24 protein-coding genes and 1 pseudogene are annotated in these 20,891 nt (G+C 73.7%); 9 read left to right on the top strand and 16 right to left on the bottom strand.

All coding sequences use genetic code 11. The features are described 5' to 3' along the window. Positions 1 to 18: 18 nt before the first annotated feature. From ITJ40_RS02490 to ITJ40_RS02480, 3 genes are read right to left on the bottom strand one after another with little or no spacing between them, the layout of a single operon-like run. Positions 19 to 1,071, bottom strand: coding sequence for a LacI family DNA-binding transcriptional regulator (locus ITJ40_RS02490; protein WP_370531971.1), 1,053 nt, complete (start codon positions 1,069 to 1,071; stop codon positions 19 to 21). A 19-nt stretch (positions 1,072 to 1,090) separates the two neighbouring features. After that, a complete protein-coding gene (locus ITJ40_RS02485; RefSeq protein WP_194665588.1) occupies positions 1,091 to 1,393 on the bottom strand; it encodes a Dabb family protein in 303 nt (100 codons plus the stop codon). Positions 1,394 to 1,425: 32 nt separating this feature from the next. Then, complete coding sequence (locus tag ITJ40_RS02480; protein ID WP_194665587.1) at positions 1,426 to 1,689, bottom strand: glutaredoxin family protein; 264 nt, start codon at positions 1,687 to 1,689, stop codon at positions 1,426 to 1,428. A 77-nt stretch (positions 1,690 to 1,766) separates the two neighbouring features. On the opposite strand from ITJ40_RS02480, the gene ITJ40_RS02475 reads away from it, so the two are divergent. Next, a complete protein-coding gene (locus tag ITJ40_RS02475) occupies positions 1,767 to 2,519 on the top strand; it encodes an HAD family phosphatase (RefSeq protein WP_194665586.1) in 753 nt (250 codons plus the stop codon). Positions 2,520 to 2,635: 116 nt separating this feature from the next. Here the strand turns inward: ITJ40_RS02475 and ITJ40_RS02470 are convergent, their stop codons facing one another. From ITJ40_RS02470 to ITJ40_RS02460, 3 genes are all read right to left on the bottom strand, one after another. Beyond that, positions 2,636 to 2,734 carry a 30S ribosomal protein bS22 gene (locus ITJ40_RS02470; protein ID WP_003792170.1) on the bottom strand — a complete coding sequence of 33 codons (99 nt, stop codon included), beginning with the start codon at positions 2,732 to 2,734 and terminating at the stop codon, positions 2,636 to 2,638. 72 nt (positions 2,735 to 2,806) lie between these two features. Further along, a complete protein-coding gene (locus ITJ40_RS02465) occupies positions 2,807 to 3,046 on the bottom strand; it encodes a helix-turn-helix domain-containing protein (RefSeq protein WP_194665585.1) in 240 nt (79 codons plus the stop codon). 122 nt (positions 3,047 to 3,168) lie between these two features. After that, positions 3,169 to 3,714 carry a helix-turn-helix transcriptional regulator gene (locus ITJ40_RS02460; RefSeq protein ID WP_194665584.1) on the bottom strand — a complete coding sequence of 182 codons (546 nt, stop codon included), beginning with the start codon at positions 3,712 to 3,714 and terminating at the stop codon, positions 3,169 to 3,171. Positions 3,715 to 3,791: 77 nt separating this feature from the next. On the opposite strand from ITJ40_RS02460, the gene ITJ40_RS02455 reads away from it, so the two are divergent. Together ITJ40_RS02455 and ITJ40_RS02450 are read left to right on the top strand one after the other, a co-directional pair. Beyond that, positions 3,792 to 5,216: a TrkH family potassium uptake protein gene (locus ITJ40_RS02455; RefSeq protein ID WP_194665583.1), complete on the top strand. Its 1,425-nt coding sequence runs from the start codon at positions 3,792 to 3,794 to the stop codon at positions 5,214 to 5,216. A 53-nt stretch (positions 5,217 to 5,269) separates the two neighbouring features. Continuing rightward, on the top strand, positions 5,270 to 5,938 hold the full coding sequence (locus ITJ40_RS02450; protein WP_043671599.1) for a TrkA family potassium uptake protein: 669 nt from the start codon (positions 5,270 to 5,272) through the stop codon (positions 5,936 to 5,938). A gap of 36 nt (positions 5,939 to 5,974) precedes the next feature. On the opposite strand, the gene proC is transcribed toward ITJ40_RS02450, so the two are convergent. Next, entirely contained in the window at positions 5,975 to 6,859 is an 885-nt protein-coding gene (gene proC / locus ITJ40_RS02445; RefSeq protein WP_194665582.1) for a pyrroline-5-carboxylate reductase, read from the bottom strand. A gap of 132 nt (positions 6,860 to 6,991) precedes the next feature. Between proC and ITJ40_RS02440 the strand changes: the two genes are divergently transcribed. After that, positions 6,992 to 7,909, top strand: a complete 918-nt coding sequence (locus ITJ40_RS02440; RefSeq protein ID WP_194665581.1) for a cation diffusion facilitator family transporter — start codon at positions 6,992 to 6,994, stop codon at positions 7,907 to 7,909. 37 nt (positions 7,910 to 7,946) lie between these two features. On the opposite strand, the gene tadA is transcribed toward ITJ40_RS02440, so the two are convergent. Beyond that, on the bottom strand, positions 7,947 to 8,387 hold the full coding sequence (tadA, locus tag ITJ40_RS02435; RefSeq protein WP_194666916.1) for a tRNA adenosine(34) deaminase TadA: 441 nt from the start codon (positions 8,385 to 8,387) through the stop codon (positions 7,947 to 7,949). A 68-nt stretch (positions 8,388 to 8,455) separates the two neighbouring features. Between tadA and upp the strand changes: the two genes are divergently transcribed. The 3 genes from upp to ITJ40_RS02420 all read left to right on the top strand — a co-directional run bounded on the left by upp (position 8,456) and on the right by ITJ40_RS02420 (position 11,051). Next, on the top strand, positions 8,456 to 9,094 hold the full coding sequence (upp, locus tag ITJ40_RS02430) for a uracil phosphoribosyltransferase (RefSeq protein WP_041464689.1): 639 nt from the start codon (positions 8,456 to 8,458) through the stop codon (positions 9,092 to 9,094). Between the two features lie 396 nt (positions 9,095 to 9,490). Next, a complete protein-coding gene (locus ITJ40_RS02425) occupies positions 9,491 to 10,285 on the top strand; it encodes a winged helix-turn-helix domain-containing protein (protein ID WP_194665580.1) in 795 nt (264 codons plus the stop codon). Between the two features lie 298 nt (positions 10,286 to 10,583). Further along, positions 10,584 to 11,051, top strand: a complete 468-nt coding sequence (locus ITJ40_RS02420) for a MarR family winged helix-turn-helix transcriptional regulator (RefSeq protein WP_194666915.1) — start codon at positions 10,584 to 10,586, stop codon at positions 11,049 to 11,051. On the opposite strand, the gene ITJ40_RS02415 is transcribed toward ITJ40_RS02420, so the two are convergent. Beyond that, a complete protein-coding gene (locus ITJ40_RS02415) occupies positions 11,048 to 12,430 on the bottom strand; it encodes a glycosyltransferase family A protein (protein ID WP_194665579.1) in 1,383 nt (460 codons plus the stop codon). The genes ITJ40_RS02420 and ITJ40_RS02415 overlap by 4 nt on opposite strands. A 146-nt stretch (positions 12,431 to 12,576) precedes the next feature. Here ITJ40_RS02415 and ITJ40_RS02410 point away from each other — a divergent pair, with 146 nt between their 5' ends. Continuing rightward, positions 12,577 to 14,103: a deoxyribodipyrimidine photo-lyase gene (locus ITJ40_RS02410; RefSeq protein ID WP_194665578.1), complete on the top strand. Its 1,527-nt coding sequence runs from the start codon at positions 12,577 to 12,579 to the stop codon at positions 14,101 to 14,103. A 43-nt stretch (positions 14,104 to 14,146) separates the two neighbouring features. On the opposite strand, the gene ITJ40_RS02405 is transcribed toward ITJ40_RS02410, so the two are convergent. Beyond that, a complete protein-coding gene (locus ITJ40_RS02405; protein WP_194665577.1) occupies positions 14,147 to 15,235 on the bottom strand; it encodes a YihY/virulence factor BrkB family protein in 1,089 nt (362 codons plus the stop codon). Between the two features lie 227 nt (positions 15,236 to 15,462). Here ITJ40_RS02405 and panD point away from each other — a divergent pair, with 227 nt between their 5' ends. Beyond that, positions 15,463 to 15,879: an aspartate 1-decarboxylase gene (gene panD / locus ITJ40_RS02400; protein ID WP_194665576.1), complete on the top strand. Its 417-nt coding sequence runs from the start codon at positions 15,463 to 15,465 to the stop codon at positions 15,877 to 15,879. 268 nt (positions 15,880 to 16,147) lie between these two features. On the opposite strand, the gene ITJ40_RS02395 is transcribed toward panD, so the two are convergent. The 6 genes and pseudogenes from ITJ40_RS02395 to ITJ40_RS02370 form a co-directional block, all read right to left on the bottom strand. Then, positions 16,148 to 16,921 carry a 1-acyl-sn-glycerol-3-phosphate acyltransferase gene (locus tag ITJ40_RS02395; protein WP_194665575.1) on the bottom strand — a complete coding sequence of 258 codons (774 nt, stop codon included), beginning with the start codon at positions 16,919 to 16,921 and terminating at the stop codon, positions 16,148 to 16,150. Between the two features lie 89 nt (positions 16,922 to 17,010). Next, on the bottom strand, positions 17,011 to 18,045 hold the full coding sequence (locus tag ITJ40_RS02390; RefSeq protein WP_194665574.1) for an aldo/keto reductase: 1,035 nt from the start codon (positions 18,043 to 18,045) through the stop codon (positions 17,011 to 17,013). Positions 18,046 to 18,062: 17 nt separating this feature from the next. Next, positions 18,063 to 18,578, bottom strand: a complete 516-nt coding sequence (locus tag ITJ40_RS02385) for a hydophilic protein (protein ID WP_370531970.1) — start codon at positions 18,576 to 18,578, stop codon at positions 18,063 to 18,065. Positions 18,579 to 18,702: 124 nt separating this feature from the next. Beyond that, a complete protein-coding gene (locus ITJ40_RS02380; RefSeq protein WP_194665572.1) occupies positions 18,703 to 19,611 on the bottom strand; it encodes a metal-dependent hydrolase in 909 nt (302 codons plus the stop codon). 64 nt (positions 19,612 to 19,675) lie between these two features. Beyond that, a pseudogene (locus ITJ40_RS02375) lies at positions 19,676 to 20,282 on the bottom strand (YidC/Oxa1 family membrane protein insertase). 262 nt (positions 20,283 to 20,544) lie between these two features. Then, positions 20,545 to 20,865, bottom strand: a complete 321-nt coding sequence (locus ITJ40_RS02370) for a DUF6412 domain-containing protein (RefSeq protein ID WP_228511741.1) — start codon at positions 20,863 to 20,865, stop codon at positions 20,545 to 20,547. Positions 20,866 to 20,891: the final 26 nt, after the last annotated feature.

Here is a 20,891-nt window from a genome sequence, read left to right as displayed (position 1 = left end):
TGCGTGTCCCGAGAAGGCTCAGCGCGCCGGGCCGATCGACCCACCCGCCACCAGCGCCATCGGCACGCGGTGCACGGCCGGCTCCGCGGCGCGGTCGAAGAGCAGGTCGACGGCGAGGCGGCCGAGCTCGAGCTGGGGCAGCGCGACGGAGGCGAGCGGCGGATCCAGCGCGCGGCTGATCGCGCTGCCGTCGAACGCGACGACCGAGACGTCCTCGGGCACGCGGAGCCCCGCGCGGTGCAGCGCCTGGTAGGCCCCCGCGGCGACGGGGTCGTTCGCGCAGACCAGGGCGCTCGGGCGCGCTCCGGTCGCGAGCAGGCGGGCGACGGCGTCGCGCCCGTCGTCGATGTCCCAGTCGCGGGCCACCTCCTGCACGCCGGCGAGCCCCGCCCCCGCCGCGCCGAGCGCGCGGCGGAGGCCCGCGAGCCGCTCGTCGAGCGCGACGGGCGCCCAGCCGCGCCAGGCGGATCCGCCGGTGACGCCGGCGGGGAAGCCGCCGACGAACCAGATCCGGTCGAGGTGCCCGTGGTCGAGGAGCGCCCGCGCGGCAGCGGATCCCCCGGCCTCCTCGTCCGGCACCACGGCCTGGGCGACACCGGTCGCGGGCACGCAGTTGAGCAGCACGTGCGGCACCTGGTCGAGCAGCGCGGGCGTCCGGACGACCCGCGTGAACATCGACGCGTAGAGCACGCCGTCGATGGTCCGGCCGAGCAGGCTCTCCAGCAGCTGCTCCTCCTGCCGGTCGTCGCCCTGCGTGTCGACGGTGAACAGGATCGTGTCGCGCTCCCGCAATGCGTCGAGCGCGCCGCGCACCATCGAGTTCGCGTGCGACGTGCTGCTCACGAAGTCCGAGACGAGCGCCACGGTGCCCGAGCGGCCCGTGCGCAGCGTCCGGGCGGTCATGTTCGGGCGGTAGCCGAGCTCCGCGGCCGCGTGCTGGATCCGGGCGATCGTCTCGGTCGAGAGCCGCTGGTCCGTCCGCCCGGTGAGCGCGAAGGACACCGCGGAGCGCGAGACCCCGGCGCGCTCGGCCACCTGGGCGAGCGTCACGCGCCGCCGGGGCGCGGGCACCGCCGCTTCGCCGGCGACGTCAGACCTCGAAGTCGACCGACGCCGCGGAGGCGACCAGGCTGCGCACGAGGGCGGCGACGCGCTGGTGGTCGGGGTGCGCGTCGTACGCGTCCAGCGCGGCCCGGTCGTCGAAGTCGGCGATGAGCACGACGTCGTGGCTGCGCGCGGATCCGACCACGTCGCGCCCCAGCTGGAACGCGCGGATGCCGGGCACGAGGCCGGGGAGCGTCCCGAGCGCCTCCGTGACGCGGGCGGCGTCGCGGTCGAGGGCGGCGGGATCGCGGTCGGCGAGCTTCCAGGAGACGACGTGGCGGAGGGTCATGCTCCGACCCTATCCGCGGGCGCGGTGCCGGGTCAGCGCGCGTCGAGCGCCCGCCGCAGCCGTTCGGCGTCGATGCGCCAGTAGTTGTGGACGCGCCCGTCGATGAGGAGCACCGGGATCTCCTCCGCGAACCGGTCGGCGAGCGCACGGTCGTCGAGGATGCTGCGCTCCTCGAGCGTCACCTCGGCGGCGCGCGTCGCGTCGAGGCCGCCGAGCACCTGCGTCACGACCTCGCGCGCGTCGTCGCAGAGGTGGCAGCCGGGCTTGCCGACGAGGGTGAGGACCGTTGCGCTCATACGCCCAGCGTAGGCGAGCGCATCGGGCCCGGGACCCGGCGCCCCGACCCAGGAGCGTCGCCTACGCTGACCCGATCATGGTCGAGCAGGCGGGCACCCCGATCCTCGCGTTCTTCGACGTGGACAACACCCTGATCCACGGCGCGAGCGCGTTCCACCTCGTGCGCGGGCTCCGCTCGGCCGGCCTCCTCACGGTGCGCGACATCGTCGGTTCCGGATGGAAGCACGCGCGCTTCAAGGCGCGCGGCGAGAACGACCGGCACCTCGCCTCGGCCCGCGCCCGCGGCCTCGAGGTCGTGACCGGCGTCACGGTCGCCGACATGGCCGCGCTCGCCGACGACATCTACGAGCGGCACACCGCGCCGATGGTCTGGCCGGAGACGCTCGGCCTCGCGCAGGAGCACCTCGCGAAGGGCCACCAGGTCTGGCTGGTCACGGCGTCCCCGTCGTTCCTCGCCGACGTGATCGCCCGTCGCCTCGGGCTCACGGGCGCGCTGGGCAGCGCGCTCGAGGTGCGCGACGGCGCGTACACGGGGCGCCTCGAGGGCGAGTTCCTGCACGGTGCGCACAAGGCCGCCGCCGCACGGGGGCTCCTCGCGCGCACGGGCGCGGACGCCGCCGAGTGCTGGGCGTACTCCGACTCGCGGCACGACATCCCGCTGCTCTCGCTGGTCGGGCACCCGGTGGTCGTGAACCCGGACCAGGCGCTCGCGGCCCACGCCCGCGGATCCGGCTGGCCGTCGATGCGGCTCCGGCGCCAGAGCATCCGCGACGCCCGTCGGCGCGTGCGCCGCGAGGCCGCACCGGCGGACGGATCCGCCGGGAGCTGACCCGCCGGGCGGACGATCGCCCGCCGTGCGACCCCGCACGCACGAAGAGGACGCCGCCCCGTCACCGGGTCGGCGTCCTCTTCATCACGTCGTGCGCCCTCACGGACGCGTGCGCGCTACTTCTTGTTGCGACGCTGGTGGCGCGTCTTGCGAAGCAGCTTGCGGTGCTTCTTCTTCGCCATGCGCTTGCGACGCTTCTTGATCACTGAACCCATAGGGGCACCTCATCTGTTGCCGGACGGAACACGCGGGCTCTGGTGACCCGCGGAAAATAGCCTCAGAGGAGTCTAGCCGACATCCGACATGCCGGAGTGACGCCCGGGCTCCCCGGGCTGGCCGGGCAGGGCGTTCGACGGGTCGATCGCGGCGAGCACGGCGGACTCGGGCACGCGGAACGACCGGCCGAAGCGGATGGCGGGCAGGTCGCCCGAGTGCACGAGGCGGTAGACGGTCATCTTGGAGACGCGCATCATCTCGGCCACCTCGGCCACCGTGAGGAATCGGACGTCGGACAGGTCACGCGACATGGGCGGATCGACTCCTCGTTCTGCGTGACCGGCTCACGGACCTCATGGCCCCCGCGATGCGGGCGCTGGTGCGCGATTCTAGGGGTCCGGATGGACGCGTGTCCATCGTGTCACATCCTGCATCACGCGTCCCGCCCGTTCCCCGGCTTCCGACCGCGCAGGCGGCCGAGCGACGCCTGGCTCGCGGAGCCCGCGACGCGCGTGGCGTCGTGCACGGCGGCGGCCGCCTGATAGCGGGTGTCGGCCCAGATCCGACCGAGGGACGCGGCGAACGGGTATCCGGCCGGATCGCCGTCGTCGCCTGCGTCGGGATCCGCGGACAGCCCGCCCCCGAGCAGCCCCGTGTCGGGATCCGCGTGCGCGCCGTCGTCGCCTGCGTCCGGACCGCCGCCGACGAAGGGCGCGACCCACACGTCCAGCGCCTCCAGGGGCGCGGGCTCCAGCCGGTAGTAGCGGTGCTGCCCCTCCTCCCGCACGGAGACGAGCCCGATGTCGCGCAGCACGCGCAGGTGCTTGGACACGGTCGGCTGGCTGATCGCGAGGGTCTGCACGAGCTCCGAGACGCTGATCTCCCCCGTCGGCGCCTCGGGCACGGCGCGTCGGTCGAGCAGCACGCGGAGGAGGTCGCGGCGGGTGGGATCCCCCACGACGTCGAAGATGTCAGCCATCCCCGAAGGGTATTCCGTCGCGCACTCGCAGTACCATGACGAACCGGGCCGACAGGCCTCCGAGCGGACAGGGGACCATGCGCGGCAGGCCGGATCACGGGCGCCCCCTCCTCGGGCGCATCCGCGACTTCGTCGACTACTTCGCGCATTCCACGCCGGCCCGCTTCGCGATCCTCATCTTCGCGGCGCTCGTCCTCACGCTCACGACGATCCTCATGCTCCCCGGCATGACGTCCACCGGCGACTCCGCGCCGTTCGCCGACGCGCTCTTCACCGCCGTCTCCGCCATCTGCGTCACGGGCCTCGCGACCGTCGACATGGCGACGTACTGGACCCCGCTCGGGCACGCCTTCATCGCGCTCGGCGTGCAGATCGGCGGCATCGGCGTGCTCACGCTCGCGTCGATCATGGGGCTCATCGTGTCCCGCCGTCTCGGTCTCAAGGCCCGGCTCATGGCGGCGAGCGACAGCAACCCGCTGCGGATCCACCACGGCCCGGTGGCCGAGGGCCAGGCCGTGAAGCTCGGCGAGATCGGCACGCTGCTGCTCACGGTCGCGATCAGCGCGCTCGTCATCGAGCTGTCCATCGCGGCGCTGCTGTTCCCGCGGATCCTGCTGGAGGGCATCCCCGTCGGCCAGGCCGCGCTCGACTCCTTCTACTACTCGCTCATGGCGTTCACGAACACGGGCTTCGTCTTCAGCGAGGCCGGGTTCGAGCTCTACCACCAGGACTACTGGTTCCTCAGCCTGCTCATGGTCGGCGTGTTCCTCGGGAGCATCGGCTTCCCCGTGATCTACGCCGTGTACCGCGGCTGGCGGAAGCCCCGGCGGTTCTCCGTGCACGTCAAGCTCACGCTCTGGACGTCGCTCATCCTCATCGTGCTCGGCACGCTCGCCTACATCGTGCTCGAGTGGGACAACCAGAAGACGTTCGCGCGCATGGACCCGGTGCAGCACGGCTTCCAGGCGCTGTTCCTCTCCGTCATGACGCGGTCCGGCGGCTTCTCCACGTTGGACATGTCCGACTTCGGGAACGCGAGCCTGCTGGTCACCGACATGCTCATGTTCATCGGCGGCGGATCCGCGTCCACGGCCGGCGGCATCAAGGTCACCACCCTCGCGATCCTGTTCCTCGCAGCGTTCGCCGAGGCCCGCGGCAGCGAGTCGATGGAGGTCTTCGAGCGCCGCATCCCGAGCGACGTGCTCCGCCTCGCGGTGAGCATCGTGCTCTGGGGCGCGACGACCGTGGCGCTCAGCAGCATCGTGCTGCTGCAGGTCTCCGGCGAGCGCCTCGACTACGTGCTCTTCGACGCCATCAGCGCGTTCGCCACCTCGGGGCTCAGCACGGGCTTCACGGCCGAGGCCACGGATCCCGCGAAGTACGTGCTCGCGGCCACCATGTTCCTGGGGCGCGTCGGCACCGTCACCCTCGCGGCCGCCCTCGCCGCGAGCACGCGCCGCCAGCTCTTCCAGCGCTCCGAGGAGCGGCCCATCGTCGGCTGAGCCGGCGACGCGCACCCCATCCACCCGCACCGACCGGATCAGAGAGGCCCCTCATGGGCGAACGCATCCCCCACAACGCCCCCGTGCTCGTCATCGGGCTCGGCCGCTTCGGCGCCGCGACCGCCGGGCAGCTCGCGCGCCTCGACCGCGAGGTGCTCGCCATCGACGCGAGCGAGGGCCTCGTGCAGAAGTGGTCCGACCGGGTCACGCACGCCGTGCAGGCCGACGCGCGCAACATCGAGGCGCTGCAGCAGCTCGGCGCCAAGGACTTCTCGATCGCGGTCGTGGCGGTGGGCTCGTCCATCGAGGCGAGCGTGCTCATCACGGCGAACCTGGTCGACCTCAAGATCCCGCAGATCTGGGCCAAGGCCATCAGCCAGTCGCACGGCAAGATCCTCGAGCGCATCGGCGCGAACCACGTCATCTACCCGGAGGCGGAGGCGGGCGAGCGCGTCGCGCACCTCGTGTCCGGCCGGATGCTCGACTTCATCGAGTTCGACGACGACTTCGTGCTCGCGAAGATGTACCCGCCGAAGCCGATCCGCGGCATGGCGCTCGCGGAGTCGTCGGTTCGGCGGCGCTACCGGATCACGGTGGTCGGCGTGAAGACGCCCGGCAAGCCGTTCACCTACGCGACCGCGGAGACCGTCGTCTCGAACCACGACCTCATCATCGTGTCGGGCACCTCGGCCGACATCGAGAGGTTCGCCTCGCTGTCCTGACCCTCGCGGCCGGCCGGCCGGCGGGCGTCGCTCGCGTCAGCCGGCGGCGAGCTCCCGGGCCCGGGCGAGCGCGGCGTCGGTCGCGCGGTCGAACAGGCCCGACAGGTCCGCCGACTGCAGCACCTCGACGGCCCGCTCGGTCGTGCCCTTCGGGCTCGTGACGCGGCGGCGCAGCTCGGCGGGCTCCGCATCCGACGCGGCCAGCAGCTCGACGGCCCCGCGGAACGTGCCCTGCACGAGCACGCGCGCCTCGTCCGGGCTGAAGCCCTTGGCCTCGGCCGTGCGCGTCAGCTCCTCGATGAGCAGGAAGACGTATGCGGGGCCGGATCCGGAGATCGTGCTGAGCGCGTCGATCCGATCCTCGGGCACCTCCACCACGTCGCCGACCGTCGCGAACACCGCGCGGGCGAGCGCCAGGTCCGCGGGTGTCGACCGCGTCCCCGCGGCCAGCCCGGTCACGCCGCGCCCCACGAGCGACGGCGTGTTCGGCATGGAGCGCACGACGGCGACGTGGTCGGGCAGCAGCGACTCGAAGGTCGCGATGGTGACGCCGGCCGCGACGCTGACGACCAGCGTCCCGGGCTCCAGGTCGTCCGCGATCTCGCGCAGCAGGTCGGGCACCATGTACGGCTTCACGCCCACCACCACGACGCGCGCCCCGCGCACCGCGCGTCGGTTGGCGTCGGCGTCCTCCTCGACGCTCGACGCGTCGACGCCGTCCCGCTCGGCGAGCGCCGCGGCGCTGGCGGCCGAGCGCGTGGTCACGCGCACGTCGCCGTCGACCTCGACTCCCGGCTTCAGCAGCCCGCCGAGGATGGCGCCGTTCATGGATCCGGTGCCGAGCATGGCGAGCGACGGGAGGCGCACGACCTCGGCGGCAGCGGCGGGAGCGGACGGGGCGGGGCGGGAGGCGTCGGGCATGCCCCGATCCTAGGGACCGGGGGTCGCCCGATCGGGGCGGTCGGCGGCGCCGGCCGCGTGGCTAGGCTGAGTCGACCGGGGCATGCGCGCCCGGGCGGCCCGAGCCGCCTCGCCGGTCGAGGAGGTCCCGCCTTGAGCGAATCCCACGGCAGCAAGGCGATCTTCGCCGCCCTCGCCGCCAACGTCGGCATCGCGATCACGAAGTTCGTCGCCGCCTTCTTCTCGGGCTCCTCATCGATGCTCGCGGAGGGCGTGCACTCGCTCGCCGACTCCGGCAACCAGATCCTGCTGCTCATCGGCGGCAAGCGCGCCAAGCGCATGGCGGACGAGGAGCACCCGTTCGGCTACGGCCGCGTGCGCTACGTCTACGCCTTCATCGTGTCGATCATCCTGTTCTCGGTCGGCGGCGTGTACTCGCTCTACGAGGGCATCCACAAGATCGAGCACCCGGAGCCGCTCGACGTGCCGTGGCTGCCGATCGTCGTGCTGCTCATCGCCATCGGCCTCGAGTCGTTCTCGCTGCGCACGGCGATCAAGGAGTCGAACCCGCTCCGCGGCACGCAGACGTGGGTGCAGTTCGTGCGCCGGGCGAAGAGCCCCGAGCTCCCCGTGCTGCTGCTCGAGGACACGGCCGCGCTGTCGGGCCTGGTGTTCGCGCTCCTCGGCGTGACGGCCTCGATCCTCACCGGGAACGGGATCTACGACGGCATTGGCACCCTGCTCATCGGCGTGCTGCTGGTGGCGGTCGCGGTGATCCTCGGGGTCGAGATGAGCAGCCTCCTCGTGGGCGAGGGCGCGTCGAAGCCCGACCTCGCCGCCATCCGCGCCGCCATCACCGCGGGCCACGAGGCCGAGTCGATCATCCACATGAAGACGCTCTACCTCGGCCCGGACGAGCTGCTCGTCGCCGCGAAGATCGCGATGCCCGCCACCAGCTCGCTGGGCGACGTCGCCGCCGGGATCGACGCGATCGAGCGCCGCGTGCGCGAGGCCGTCCCCGTGGCCCGCGTCGTCTACCTCGAGCCCGACGTGCGGGTCGCGACGCGCTGAGCCGCGCACGCTCCTCCGCCATGGGGCGCCGGGGCGATCAGGTTCCCGCGCGCCGTTCCGCGAAGAACGCGTCGAGCACGGCGGCGCACTCCGCTGCCCGCACACCTGCGAACACCTCCGCGCGGTGCGGCAGCCGCCGGTCGCGCAGCACGTCGTAGAGGGATCCGGCCGCGCCCGCCTTCTCGTCCCACGCGCCGAAGACGACGCGGGGCACGCGCGCCGCGAGGATCGCGCCCGCGCACATGACGCACGGCTCGAGCGTGACCACGAGCGTCGTCCCCACGAGGTGGCGGTCGCCGGTCGTCGCAGCGGCCGCGCGGAGCGCCTCGACCTCGGCGTGGGCGGTGGGGTCCTGTCGCGCCTCCCGGAGGTTCCGCCCGCGCCCGATGACGACCCCGTCCGCGTCCACCACGACCGCGCCCACGGGGACGTCGCCGGTGGCCGCGCAGGCCCGGGCCTCGTCGAGCGCCACGGCCATCCAGCGATCGACGTCGCCGGGCACGTGGAGGTCCAATCGCGTTCCCCCTTGCTGATTGAATGGAGCCTATGCGAGTCCACGTAGCCGACCACCCGCTCATCACGCACAAGCTGACGGCGCTGCGGGACCGCACCACCCCCTCCCCCGTCTTCCGCAGCCTGGCCGACGAGCTGGTCACCCTGCTCGCCTACGAGGCCACGCGCGACGTCCGCGTCGAGACCATCACGGTGCAGACCCCGGTCGCGCCGGCCGAGGGCCTCACGCTCAGCGACCCGAAGCCGCTCGTGGTCCCCATCCTCCGCGCGGGCCTCGGCATGCTCGACGGCCTCATGCGCCTCATGCCCAGCGCCGAGGTCGGCTTCCTCGGCATGGTGCGCAACGAGGAGACGCTGCAGCCCGACATCTACGCCGAGCGCCTCCCCACCGACCTCTCGAACCGCCAGTGCTTCGTCGTCGACCCGATGCTCGCGACGGGCGGATCCCTCATCGCCGCCATCGAGTACCTCTTCGACCGCGGGGCCGTCGACGTCACGTGCATCTGCCTCATCGCCGCGCCCGAGGGCCTGAAGGCCGTCGAGGAGGCGACCGCCGGTCGCGAGGTCACCATCGTGCTGGGCGCGCTCGACGAGAAGCTCGACGAGGTCGGCTACATCATCCCGGGCCTCGGCGACGCGGGCGACCGCCTGTACGGCACCGCCGCGCACTGACCCGCATCCCGCACGCTCCGGCGTCCGCTCCCCTCGGGGACGGGCGCCGCTGCTGTCCGCGCACGCACGATTCCTGCGCGTCCCGCACGATTCCCGCCGCCGCTGTTGACAGGGGCGCACGGATCCGTGCATGCTCTCCCCATGACTCTGAACGCGCACGTCCTGACCTCCTTCGAGGCCTCGGGAGTCGCCGGCATGATGATGCCCGGCCGTGTCGCGATGTGCTGTCGAATGTCGGCCTGACCCGCCGCCTTCGCCCGAGCGGTCCAGCGACGCGTCCGTCGTCGACCCTCCCCGCCGTATTCGGCGCATCCGCCCCCTGAGGCGTCTCGCACTCCCCTGAGGTCCCGCGCACTCCAGCTGCGCCGCACCCGCATCATCACAAGGACTCCCGCCATGTCTCTCGCGACCATCGACTCCGCCCGCACCTCGCTCCGATCCGCTCCCGCCGCCCCCGTGCTCCGCGCGGCGGCGCCGCTCGCCCCGCCGCTCCGCCGCCCGCAGGCCGTCCCCGCGCGCACCACGACATCCGCTCCGGCTGCTCCGGCCGCCGCGCCCACCCGCCCGGCCCGCCTCCGCGCCGTCCCCGAGGGGACCGAGGCGCGCGGCTTCGCCATCTACGTCGGGCTCGACGAGCTCAAGGCGGCCACGGCCGGCACCGACCTCGGCACCGTCGTCGCGGCGCTCAAGCGCTTGGCGGCCGAGCTGGCCCCCGGCGTCGAGACCCATGCCGCCGTGGCCCTCGCCCCGGAGGGCGCCGGAGGCCGCGACATCGACGTGGTCCGCCTCGCCCTGCAGGATCCCGCCGCCGTCGCCCAGCACCGCGAGCAGCCCGAGGACGAGGGCCGCGTCGCCGGGGGAGTGACGGTCGACCTGTCCCGCAAGCGCGTCGTGCTCGACGGCGAGACCGCCCCGCTCACCTACAAGGAGTTCGAGCTCCTGCAGTACCTGGTGCTCCGCGAGGGACGCACCATCGAGCGATCCGAGCTCATCGCCTCGCTGTGGTCCGCCGCCGACGGGGACGACGTGCCGAACGAGCGGACCATCGACGTGCACGTCCGCCGCCTGCGCGCCAAGCTCGGCCGCTACGAGGAGATCGTCCGCACGGTGCGCGGCGCGGGCTACCGGTTCGACCGCCACGCGGACGTCGCCGTCCACCACGCGAGCACGCAATCGCCCGACCTGTTCTGAGCCGTCCGCGGGCGCTCAGCCCGCCCTTGCGGAGCTGTAGGCGATCTCCCAGCACATGAGGCCCGTTCCGGGTAGCGGGGCGTTACGGGATCGTTATACAGTCTTCTCGTCCCCACCGTTTGCTGTGGCGGTGGAGACGGAATGTGATTGCAGGACACTCCTGGTGCAAGGGAGAGGGCCGGCCCCATGCCTCTGGGGTCGGCCCTCAGTCATGTCCGGCGCCGATCCGCTGCGGGCTCTCCCCGGGGCACCGCTCAGTAGACTCGCCCTCGACAGCGTGCGCCCGATCCTCATCGCGATGCGCACCGGACGAGGAGGCCTGGTGGGCGAGACAGCGGACGCCGTGCGGGCCTGGGAGTCGCTGTTCCGCGCGCAGGTCAGCGTCATGCGCCGCCTCACCGCCGAGTTCCCCAGCCGCGAGCTCTCGTTCAACGAGTACGACGTGCTGTTCAACATCTCGCGGCAGCCCGAGGGGCGTCTGCGCCTGCGGGACCTCAACCAGCACGTGCTGCTCACCCAGCCCAGCGTGAGCCGTCTCATCGATCGCCTCGTGTCGCGGGGCCTGGTCGTGAAGTGCGGCGACGAAAGCGACGGGAGGGCCACCATCGTGCGGCTGACCGACGACGGCGACGCGGCCTTCCGCGCGGTGGCGCGCGTCCACATGGAGTCCATCGCCTCGACCGTGGGCGGGGCCCTCACGCAGGACGAGCTGAACACGCTGCGCGAGCTCACCGACAAGCTGCGCGGGAGCGTCGCCGAGGCCTAGGCCGCGGATCCACCCGATGCGCCCGGGCGGGCGAACGGCCCGCCGTGGGCGACCAGCAGGCGCAGGAACGCCATGACGAGGTCGGCGGCGGTGACGATGCACGCCGCCCAGCCGACCGCCGTGGTGAGGGCGACCGATGCGGGACCACCGGCCTCGGCCGCGGCGAGGACGACGCCGACGGCCAGGGCCACGACCACGACCGCGACCGAATCGACCCGGGAGAAGGGCGGCACCGTCTCGGCCGCGGCGGGCCCGCGACGCCCGCGGTGCGCCAGGCGGTGCAGGGCGTCCCGGATCCGGGAGACTCCGTACGCCGCCTCGGCCGCCTCGAGGGGGAGGAACGTCGCCCCGAAGATCACGTCGGCGGCGCTGCGCTCGCGGATCCGGCGGAGGGTGCGGATGTGCAGCGGCAGCCGCGCCACGACGGGGACGGCCCACCACCACGCGGGCTCCAGCATCCCCTGGATCCAGGCGGCGGCGAGGTAGAGCGCCACCAGCGCATAGGCCGCGAACCGGAGGACGGGGCCGACGCCGATCCGCAGGGACGCCAGGCGGGCGCGACGCCGGTCGCCGACGTCGGCGGCCGATCCGCCGCGCGCCAGCCGGGCCACGTGGGCACCCCACCGGTCGCGCCGCTCGCGCATCATCCCCCAGGTGACGGAGGTGTCGACGCGGGCGCGGGCGCCGGGGACGAGGGCGGAGCGGTCGTCCCCGGCGAGGAGGTCGGTGAGGATCCCCTCCGAGGTCGCGGCCGACGGCGAGAGGGGGTCGCGCTCGGGGAGCCGGAGGAGGGACGCCGGGGCGAGCGGCACCGGTCCGGTGAGGCCGAGGTCGGCGCCGGTCTCGACGGCGCCCATCGCCCAGTGGCGCTGGAGGAGCCGGAGCGCGCCCGCGAGGGGGCCGTGCGATCCGGTCGGCCGCGGGTCGAGGGAGGCGGAGACCGAGACGGCGCCCGGATCCCGGTCGAGGGCCGCGGCGAGGAGCTCGAGCACGTCGGGCTCCAGCTCGGCGTCCGGCGAGACGAGCAGCACGCGCTCCGCGTCGCCGACCAGGCGGAGGGCGAAGCCGTAGGCCGAGCGGAGCGAGCCCTCGCGCGGGCCGCGGTCGATGACCGTGACCGTCGTCGACGCGCGCACCCCACCGGGCAGGGTGCGCTCGTGGCGGCCGTTGAAGGTCCGCGCCACGGCGAAGGTGTCGTCGCGGCTGCCGGCGACGACGACGACCACGCGCTGCAGCGGGAGGGTCTGCCCGAGGACGGACGTCAGCGTGGCCGCGATCGTGGATCCGGCGTCGCCGGCCACCACGACCGCCGAGACGGCGTCGCGTGCGGGCTGCCCGGGGCGCTCGGGCGGGGGCAGGGGCGTGCTTCGGTTGTCCATGGGCCTCTCGACGACGGCGGGTCTCGGGTGGGCGGTCGGCCCCGGACGGACGCGCACTGCCATGTGCGATATTACGTGCCGCCGGGCTCCCCGCGCGAAGCGGACCCGGGCCGGTCGCCTGCAGGGCCCCGTCCTAGGCTCGATGCATGAGCGACGACGACGCCCCCGACCGCGGATCCGCCGACCGGGACGGCGCCGATCCGGCGCACGGCCCGAGCGTCGTCTGGCTCCGCGACGACCTCCGCGTGGCCGACAACCCGGCGCTGCACGCGGCCGTCGAGCGCGGCGAGCCTGTCGTGGTGCTGTACGTGCTCGACGAGGAGAGCGACGGGATCCGTCCGCTCGGCGGCGCCGCCCGCTGGTGGCTGCACATGAGCCTGTCGCGCCTCGCGGAGTCGCTGCGGGAGCTCGGCTCGCCGCTCGTGCTGCGGCGCGGGGCGGCCGCCGAGGTCCTCGACGACGTCGTCGAGGAGGTCGGCGCCGGCGCGGTGCTCTGGAACCGGCGCTACGGCGGCGCGGAGATCGCGGTCGACACCGCCATCAAGAAGGACCTCGGCGACCGGGGGCTCGACGTCCGCAGCTTCCAGGGATCGCTGCTCGTCGAGCCGTGGACGGTCACGAACAAGCAGGGCGAGCCGTTCCGCGTGTACACGCCGTTCTGGAAGGCCGCGCAGGAGCGGGAGGAGCCGCGGAAGCCGCTCCCCGCGCCGCACGAGCTCGACCGACCCCGGAATGCGCCCCGCTCGGACGACCTCGACGACTGGGAGCTGCTGCCCACGAAGCCGGACTGGGCGGCAGGCCTCCGCGAGGCCTGCGATCCCGGCGAGGCCGCCGGCCTGCAGCGCCTCGAGGACTTCGTCCACCACGAGCTCGAGGACTACGCGGCCCAGCGCGACGAGCCCGCGGCGATGACGACCTCGCGGCTGTCGGCGTACCTGCGCTGGGGCGAGGTCAGCCCGTTCCAGGTGTGGCACCGGATCCAGCGCACGCGCGGGAAGAAGGTGGGCGGCGACGAGGTCAACGCCACCAAGTTCCTCTCCGAGCTCGGCTGGCGCGAGTTCAGCTACCACCTGCTCTACCACCAGCCGGATCTCGCGACCCGCAACTTCGTGCCGCGCTTCGACGCGTTCCCGTGGGCGGAGCCGAGCGACGCGACCCTCGGCGCCTGGCAGCGCGGGCGCACCGGCGTGCCGCTCGTCGACGCCGGGATGCGGGCGCTGTGGAAGGACGGCCACCTGCACAACCGCGTGCGGATGGTCGTGGCGTCGTTCCTCATCAAGAACCTGCTGATCGACTGGCGCCTCGGCGAGCAGTGGTTCTGGGACACGCTCGTCGACGCGGATGCGGCCAACAACGCGGCGAGCTGGCAGTGGGTCGCGGGATCCGGCGCCGACGCGGCGCCGTACTTCCGCGTGTTCAACCCCGTGCTGCAGGGGCAGAAGTTCGACCCGTCGGGCGAGTACATCCGCTCGTACGTGCCCGAGCTGGCGCACGCGCCCCGGGATGTCGTGCACGAGCCCTGGAAGGCGATGGGCGACCTCGTCGCGAGCGCCGAGGACGGCGCGGACGACCAGGCCGAGGGCGGGCTCGCGGCCTACCCGACGCCCATCGTCGACCTGAAGGAGTCCCGGCAGCGGGCCCTGGCGGCGTACGACGAGATCAAGGACCGGTGACGCGGCCGGCTCGCGCGCTCCCCGGGCGGGCTCGCCGGACGGATCATGCGCCGTCGCCCGCGTCGCCCCCGCCGAGGCGCTCGGCGCGGTCGTGGCGTTCGCGGATCGCCCGGCCGCGCTTCACGTCCTCGCGCTCGGCGGCGGCCTTCTTGTCGCTGACGACGGTGGCACGGGGCGGCAGCTGCAGCGTCTCCTCGGCGGCGATCCCGGCCTGCAGCTGGCGCCCGCGCTCGAGCTCCGCGTCGAACTCGGCGCCGAACAGCAGCGCGAGGTTCGCGATCCAGAGCCAGAGGAGGAAGACGACGACGCCGGCGAGCGCGCCGTAGCTCTTCGCGTAGCTGGCGAAGTTCGTGACGTAGAACGCGAAGCCGACGCTCGCGAGCACCAGGACGACGAGCGCGATCGCCGCGCCCATGCTCATCCAGCGGAACCTCGGCTGCTTCGCGTTCGGGGTGGCGTAGTAGAGGATCGCGATGAGCAGCACGATCGCGAACGCGAGCACCGGCCACTTGGCGATGGACCACACGATCTGCACGGTCGTGCCGAGGCCGAGCGCGTCGCCGATGGCCTCGGTGACGGGCCCGGAGATCGCGATGATGAGCGCGCAGACCAGCAGGATCACGATGCCGATGACCGTCACGGCGAGCTGCGTGGGCTTGAGCTTCAGGAACGGCCGGCCCTCGGGGATCTCGTAGATGCGGTTCATGGCCCGGCTGAAGGCGCCGACGTAGCCGGACGCCGACCAGATGGCGAGCACGATGCCGGAGACGAGGGCGAAGCCGGCGGCCGGGGACTCGACGAAGCCCTCCAGAACCGGCGTGATGAGCCCGATGGCGTCCTTCGGAGCAAAGCCCTCCAGCAGGTCCACGACGGCGTCGACCGTCGAACGCCCCTGCCCGAACACCCCGAGCAGCGAGATGATCGCGATGAGCGCCGGGAACAGCGACAGCACCGCGTAGTAGGTCAGCGACGCCGCGATGTCGGTGCACTGGTCGGATCCGAACTCGCGCATGGTCTTGCGGAGCACGTACTTCCAGGACGGCTTCTCGATGTCCGTCGGGGAGTCGGGCTTGCGCGCGTCATCCTCGCCGGGACGATCCTCCATGGTGTCGGCCGTGTCTCGTCGTGCCACTGGTGCCTCCATGCGCTCTGCGGGTCGGGTCCCCTCCCCAGAGTGGCCCGCCCGGGCGGGCGCGCATAGCCCGGCGCCGTCTCGTACACTCGCCGGGGGCCGCGCGCGGACCGGATCCGGCACCCGCCGGAACATCCGCGTGCTCGCGCGCGTTGCCCACGTGATCGCCCGTGCGATCACCGTGCTCCGCCTCCGCGCGCACGGACACCGCCCGCCGAGGAGCACGCATGCTGCGCACCATGATGACCGCGAAGATCCACCGCGCCACGGTGACGCACGCCGACCTGCACTACGTGGGCTCCGTCACGGTCGACCGCGACCTGCTCGACGCCGCCGACATCCTCGTGGGCGAGCGCGTCAGCATCGTCGACGTCACCAACGGCGCCCGGCTCGACACCTACACGATCGCGGGCGAGCGCGGCAGCGGCGTGCTCGGCATCAACGGCGCGGCCGCGCACCTCGTGGGCGTCGGCGACGTGGTGATCCTCATCGCGTACGGCCAGATGAGCACCGAGGAGGCGCGCGCGCTCGAGCCCCGCGTGGTGCACGTGGACGCGGGCAACCGGATCCGCGCCGTGGACGCCGACCCCACCGCCCCGCCGGCGCCCGGCCTCGAGCGATCCCCGCTGGCCGAGCCGGTCTGAGCCGGTCTGAGCCGCGGCGTCGAGGGACGCGCGACTGTACTGGGTCCCCCAAAAGACGGACACACCCGCTTCCCCCCAATACGGGGTACATTCCCGCGCAGTCCGGGGGATCGTCAGCATGCGCGGCTACCGTGGAGGCATCCGGTACAGCTCTTCGGGTGAGCGGTACCGCACCAGCCGGTTCGTCTGCGGGTAACAGACGTTCACGTGCGCAGATCGGCCCGGGCCTCGAAGGCCCGGGCCGATCTCATCTCCCCCTCTGCGCGGGTCAGCGCTCCTCGGCGCGACGCCTCCTGCGCTCGTCGCGCTCCGCGTCGGCGGCCGCCGCCTCCGCCGGTGTCGGCGCCGTGCCGCCCCGGTGCCGCGGCTGCCACCATGCATCGTGGCCGTCCACCGGGTAGGAGGACTGCAGGTCGTCGACCAGCCGCTGCAGCTCGTCGCGGAGGGCGTCGGTCACCTCGCGCGGATCCGCGTCCGGCGCCACGGGGATCCGCTCCCCCACGCGCAGGTGCACGGGAACGCCGATGCGATCGCGCATGCGGATGCGGCGGTTCTTGGTGAGCAGACGGTGCCCGCCCCACACGGCGACGGGCACGATCGGCACGCCGGCCTCGGCGGCCAGCCGCGCGGCACCGGTCTTGAGCTCCCGCACCCGGAAGGAGGCGCTCACGCCCGCCTCCGGGAAGACGCCGATGAGCTCGCCCGCCCGCAGGGCCGCGACGGCGTCCGCGTAGGCGGCGGCACCCGCGGTCATGTCGACCTCGATGTGGCGCATCCGGCGCAGGACCCAGCCCACGCCGGGCGTGTCGAACGCGCCCTTCTTCGCCATGAAGCGGATCCGGCGGCGATTGTGCAACCAGGTCGCCCACTCCACGAGGGCGAACTCGAGGTAGCCGAAGTGGGTCATCGCGATGACCGCGCCGCCGGTGTCCGGGATGCGGTCCCGGCCGTCGGCGACGAGCCGGAGACGGAGCGATCCGAAGAGCGCGCGGCCCAGGACGACGGCGGTCCCGTACACGGGCTCCCGGGTGCGGCGGCTCATGCACCGACCCTACGGGGAGCGGATCGGCGCCGACCGGGAGCGGGCGCTCCGCGGATCGGCGACCGCCCGCATCCCGCGCCCCGGCCGGGTCAGCGGCGGCGGCGGGCGGGATCCAGCCAGTAGTTCGCGAACCCCGTGTCGGCCGGGTTCACGTTGAGGCCGGGCGGCACGATCTCGTCGATGCGGTCGAGCGTGGCGGCGTCGAGCTCCAGGGTGGCCGCGTCGAGCTGGGACTCGAGCTGCTCCATGGTGCGCGGGCCGATGATCGCGCTGGACACCGCCGGGTGGCGCAGCACGAAGGCGAGCGCGAGGTGCACGAGCGGCACGCCGAGCTCGTCGGCGAGGGCGCCCAGCTGGTCGGCGGCCGCGAACTTCGGGTCGGACGGGTCGTAGCGCGACGGGTCGCGGTCGTTGCGGTGCGTCTTCGGGATCTCCTGGCCCTTCCGGTACTTGCCGGAGAGCCAGCCTCCCGCGAGCGGGCTCCAGACGAGCGCGCCCATGCCGTGGCGCTGGGTCGTGGGGAGGAGGTCGGCCTCGATGCCGCGGGTGAGGAGCGAGTACGGCGGCTGCTCGGTGACGAAGCGCGCGGTGCCGCGCTCGCGGGCGGCCCACTGCGCCTCGACGACCTGGCTCGGTTGGAACGTGGACGAGCCGATGTAGCGCACCTTGCCCTGCGTGACCAGGTCGGTGAGCGCGCCGAGGGTCTCCTCGATGTCCGTGTGCTCGTCGGGCCGGTGCATCTGGTACAGGTCGATGTGGTCGGTGCCGAGGCGGCGCAGCGAGTCCTCGACGGCCCGCATGATCCAGCGGCGCGAGCCTCCGCGGAAGTTCGCCTCGGGCTTCATCCCGTTGAAGAACTTGGTGGCGAGGACGAGGTCGTCGCGTCGGCCGGACTGCGCGATGGCTTTGCCGACGATCTCCTCCGACTCGCCGTACGCGTAGATGTCGGCGGTGTCGATGAAGGTGATGCCCGCATCGATGGCGCGGTGGATCACGCGGATGGACTTCTCGTGGTCGGTCTCGCCCCAGGCGCCGAACATCATGGTGCCGAGGCAGAGGCGCGAGACCTCCACGCCGGTGCGGCCGAGGTACGTGGTGGGCTGATCGGTGGACTGCTCTGTCATGAGCGCCACGCTACGCGCTAGGCGGAGGGGCGGCCGTCCGCGGCGTCGGCGGTCGCGACGTCGGACGCGGCGGTGTCGGCCGGCGCCTCGTCGTCCATGCTCTCCAGCGTGATCTCGGCCTCCGGGGCCTCCTGGCCGTCGGCATCGAGCGGCACGATGTAGTCGCCGAGGCGACGGCGGGCCGCCTCCTCGCGCTGCACGCGGATCCGCTCGAGCTTCTCCTCGCGCAGGCGCAGACGCTCGGTGTCGACCTCGACGCGACGCACGGTGACGCCGCGCGTGGGGCCGGCCGCCTTGGCCGGGGTGGTCTTGCGGCTGGGCTCGCGCTTCGCGGCCTCGCTCGCGGGCTTCCGCGACGGGGCGGTGCCCGACTTCGCGGCCGCCGAGGCGGGCTTGGTCGAGACGGCCGGCGGCTTGCCGGATCCCGGGCAGCGCTCGTGGTTGCGGCCGTGGTCGAGGATGTTGCCCGTGGCCATGCCGACGGGGTTCGCCTTGCCGCAGACCGAGCACTTCGTCGCGGGGGTTGCTGCCACGTTCGATACCACTTTCCATCGCCGCGCCGTCGCCGGACCGAGGATGCCGGTCGGCCGGACGGCGCCTGACCACGCTACCCGACGCGGGAGGTGCGGGGATACCGGAGTCCCCCGACCAGGGGTGTCATGCCGGGACGCAGGTGGTGCGCATCCGCACCACGACGGCGCCGTCGGCCTCCTCGACCTCGAGGTCGACCGTGATGGACGCGAGCTCGTCGAGGCCCGCCAGGTGCGTGCCGCCGCAGGGGATCCGCGCGGTGCCGCCCGGCAGCTCGCACACCCAGGAGCGGCGCGAGGTGAGCAGGTCGCCCTCGCGCTCGATCCGCGCGGCGGCACCCGAGGCGACCCACCCGGCGAGCGTGGCGTCGACCGCGTCGCGCACCTCGTCGAGGTGCTCGAGGAGCGTCGCGGGGACGAAGCCCTTCTTCCGCAGCGACTTCCCGAGGCGGTAGGCGTCGACGGACGACCACGGGCCGATGCGGGACGTGTCGATGGCGAGCGCGTCGAAGCCGGGGGCGCCCAGCGCGTCCGTCGCCACGTCCTTGGTCCATGCGTCGGCGAGCGCGCGGTCGAGGGCGAGGGAGGCGAGGTGGCAGCCCGTGTGGCCGGCGCTCAGGGCGCGGCGGTGCTCGGGATCCACCGCGACCTCGGCGACGTCGCCCACGCGGACGTCGGCGTCGCCCGGCACGACGTGCACGGCGACGAACGACCAGCCCTCGGCGCCCTTCTTGACCGGGACTTCGGCGCCCACGTGGAGCGCCGCGTCCTCCGCGGGATCCGTGGCCGCCGCGCCGACGACGCAGTCGAGGACCTCGAACCCGGCGCCGCGCACCCGGAGGACCGCGCGGTCGGCGGGCTGGTCGGGCCAGGCCGCGTCGACGGGGTGGCACGCGGTGGCGTCGAGCACGACGGCACGCGTGCCGTCGGCGAGGTCGTCGACGCGGAGGACCGTGCCCTCGGAGGCGACGGATCCCGCCGGGTAGGTCACGCGCGTGGGCGGCAGGGCGACGGCGCCCGCGGGGGTGGAGGTCATGGCGGCTCCCGGCTCGGTGTGCCTCGATCCTCGCAGACGGGATGCGCCGCCCCGGGCCGGTGGATCACGCGGGCGCCGTCCCACGGGAGGGCGGACGGCCGAGCAGCCGCCGCAGCGCGACGCGCTCGAGGAGCGTCCACGCGGCGCTCGACAGCAGGTAGAGGGCCGCGGCGAGCGGGGCGATCCCGGCGAAGACGACCGTGACGAACGGCAGCACCCGCATCGTCGCGGTCATGCCGGCCGTGCCGGGCAGCGCCGGATCGAGGGGCACGGGCGGCCCCGGGAACCGCAGGTCGGCGCGGCGGCGGACCTCGATCACGATCGCGAGCAGCCCGAGCACGACGACCGCGACGACGAGCGGCTCGACGCCCAGCCCTGCCGAGGCGAGCGCGCTCGTGCCGAGCGGGATCCCCGCGAACGGCGTCGCGAGCAGCGCGTTCGCCTCGCCGCCGATCCGCGCGTGCGCGAACAGGGCGTAGACGGCGGCGAGCACGGGCGCCTGCGCGAGCGTCGGCAGGCAGCCGGCGAGCGGCGACGCGCCCTCGCGCGTACAGCTCCTGCGTCGCGCGGGACAGCTGCTCGGGCTTGCCGGCGTGACGGCGCCGGAGCTCGGCGAGCGCGGGGGCGATCCGGCGGCGCTGGATCTCGGCACGCACCTGCGCGACGCCCACGGGCACGAGCAGGGCCCGCACGCCGAGGGTCAGGAGGATGACGGCCACCCCGGTCGCCGAGGCGCCGGCGAGCGGCTGGATCAGGTCGGCGAGGCCGACGACGAGCTGGGACAGTCCGTCGAGCACGGCTCGGACGGGGGCGATCGATGTGGGGTCCACGGGGTTCCTTGCGACGAGAGCGGAGGGGGTCCGTCTGGTCGTCGCATGCGGGCGCGCGCCGGGTCCGCGCCGCGCGGCGGCGGCGGACCCCTGCTGGCCGCGGTCAGGCGGCCGGGAGCGGCGCAGGCACGACGACCTGCATCCGGCGGCCCGGTGCCCGGGAGCGCTCGTGCCCGTCCGCGTCCGGGTCGCTCGAGGAGACGAGCACCGGGAGGTCGACGTCCTCGTCCGGGCCGAGCGGCGGCGCGGCGGATCCGATGAGCCCGCGCGCGGCGGCGATGCGCACGAGCGCTGTCGCGGCGGCCACGGAGGCGGCGCCGAGGAGGGCCGCGAGGAGGATCGCGGGCGTGACGCCCGCGCCGCTCAGCATGACGTCGCCCACGAGGGCGAGCACGCGGCCGAGGGCCTCCAGGACGATGGGCATGCCCGACGGTAGCACCGGGTCCGGCG

This window comes from Clavibacter sp. VKM Ac-2872 (assembly GCF_015351105.1).
Classification (GTDB): domain Bacteria; phylum Actinomycetota; class Actinomycetes; order Actinomycetales; family Microbacteriaceae; genus Clavibacter.
The sequence above is the reverse complement of the archived record's forward strand: the minus strand, read 5'-3'. Positions and strand labels throughout refer to the sequence as shown.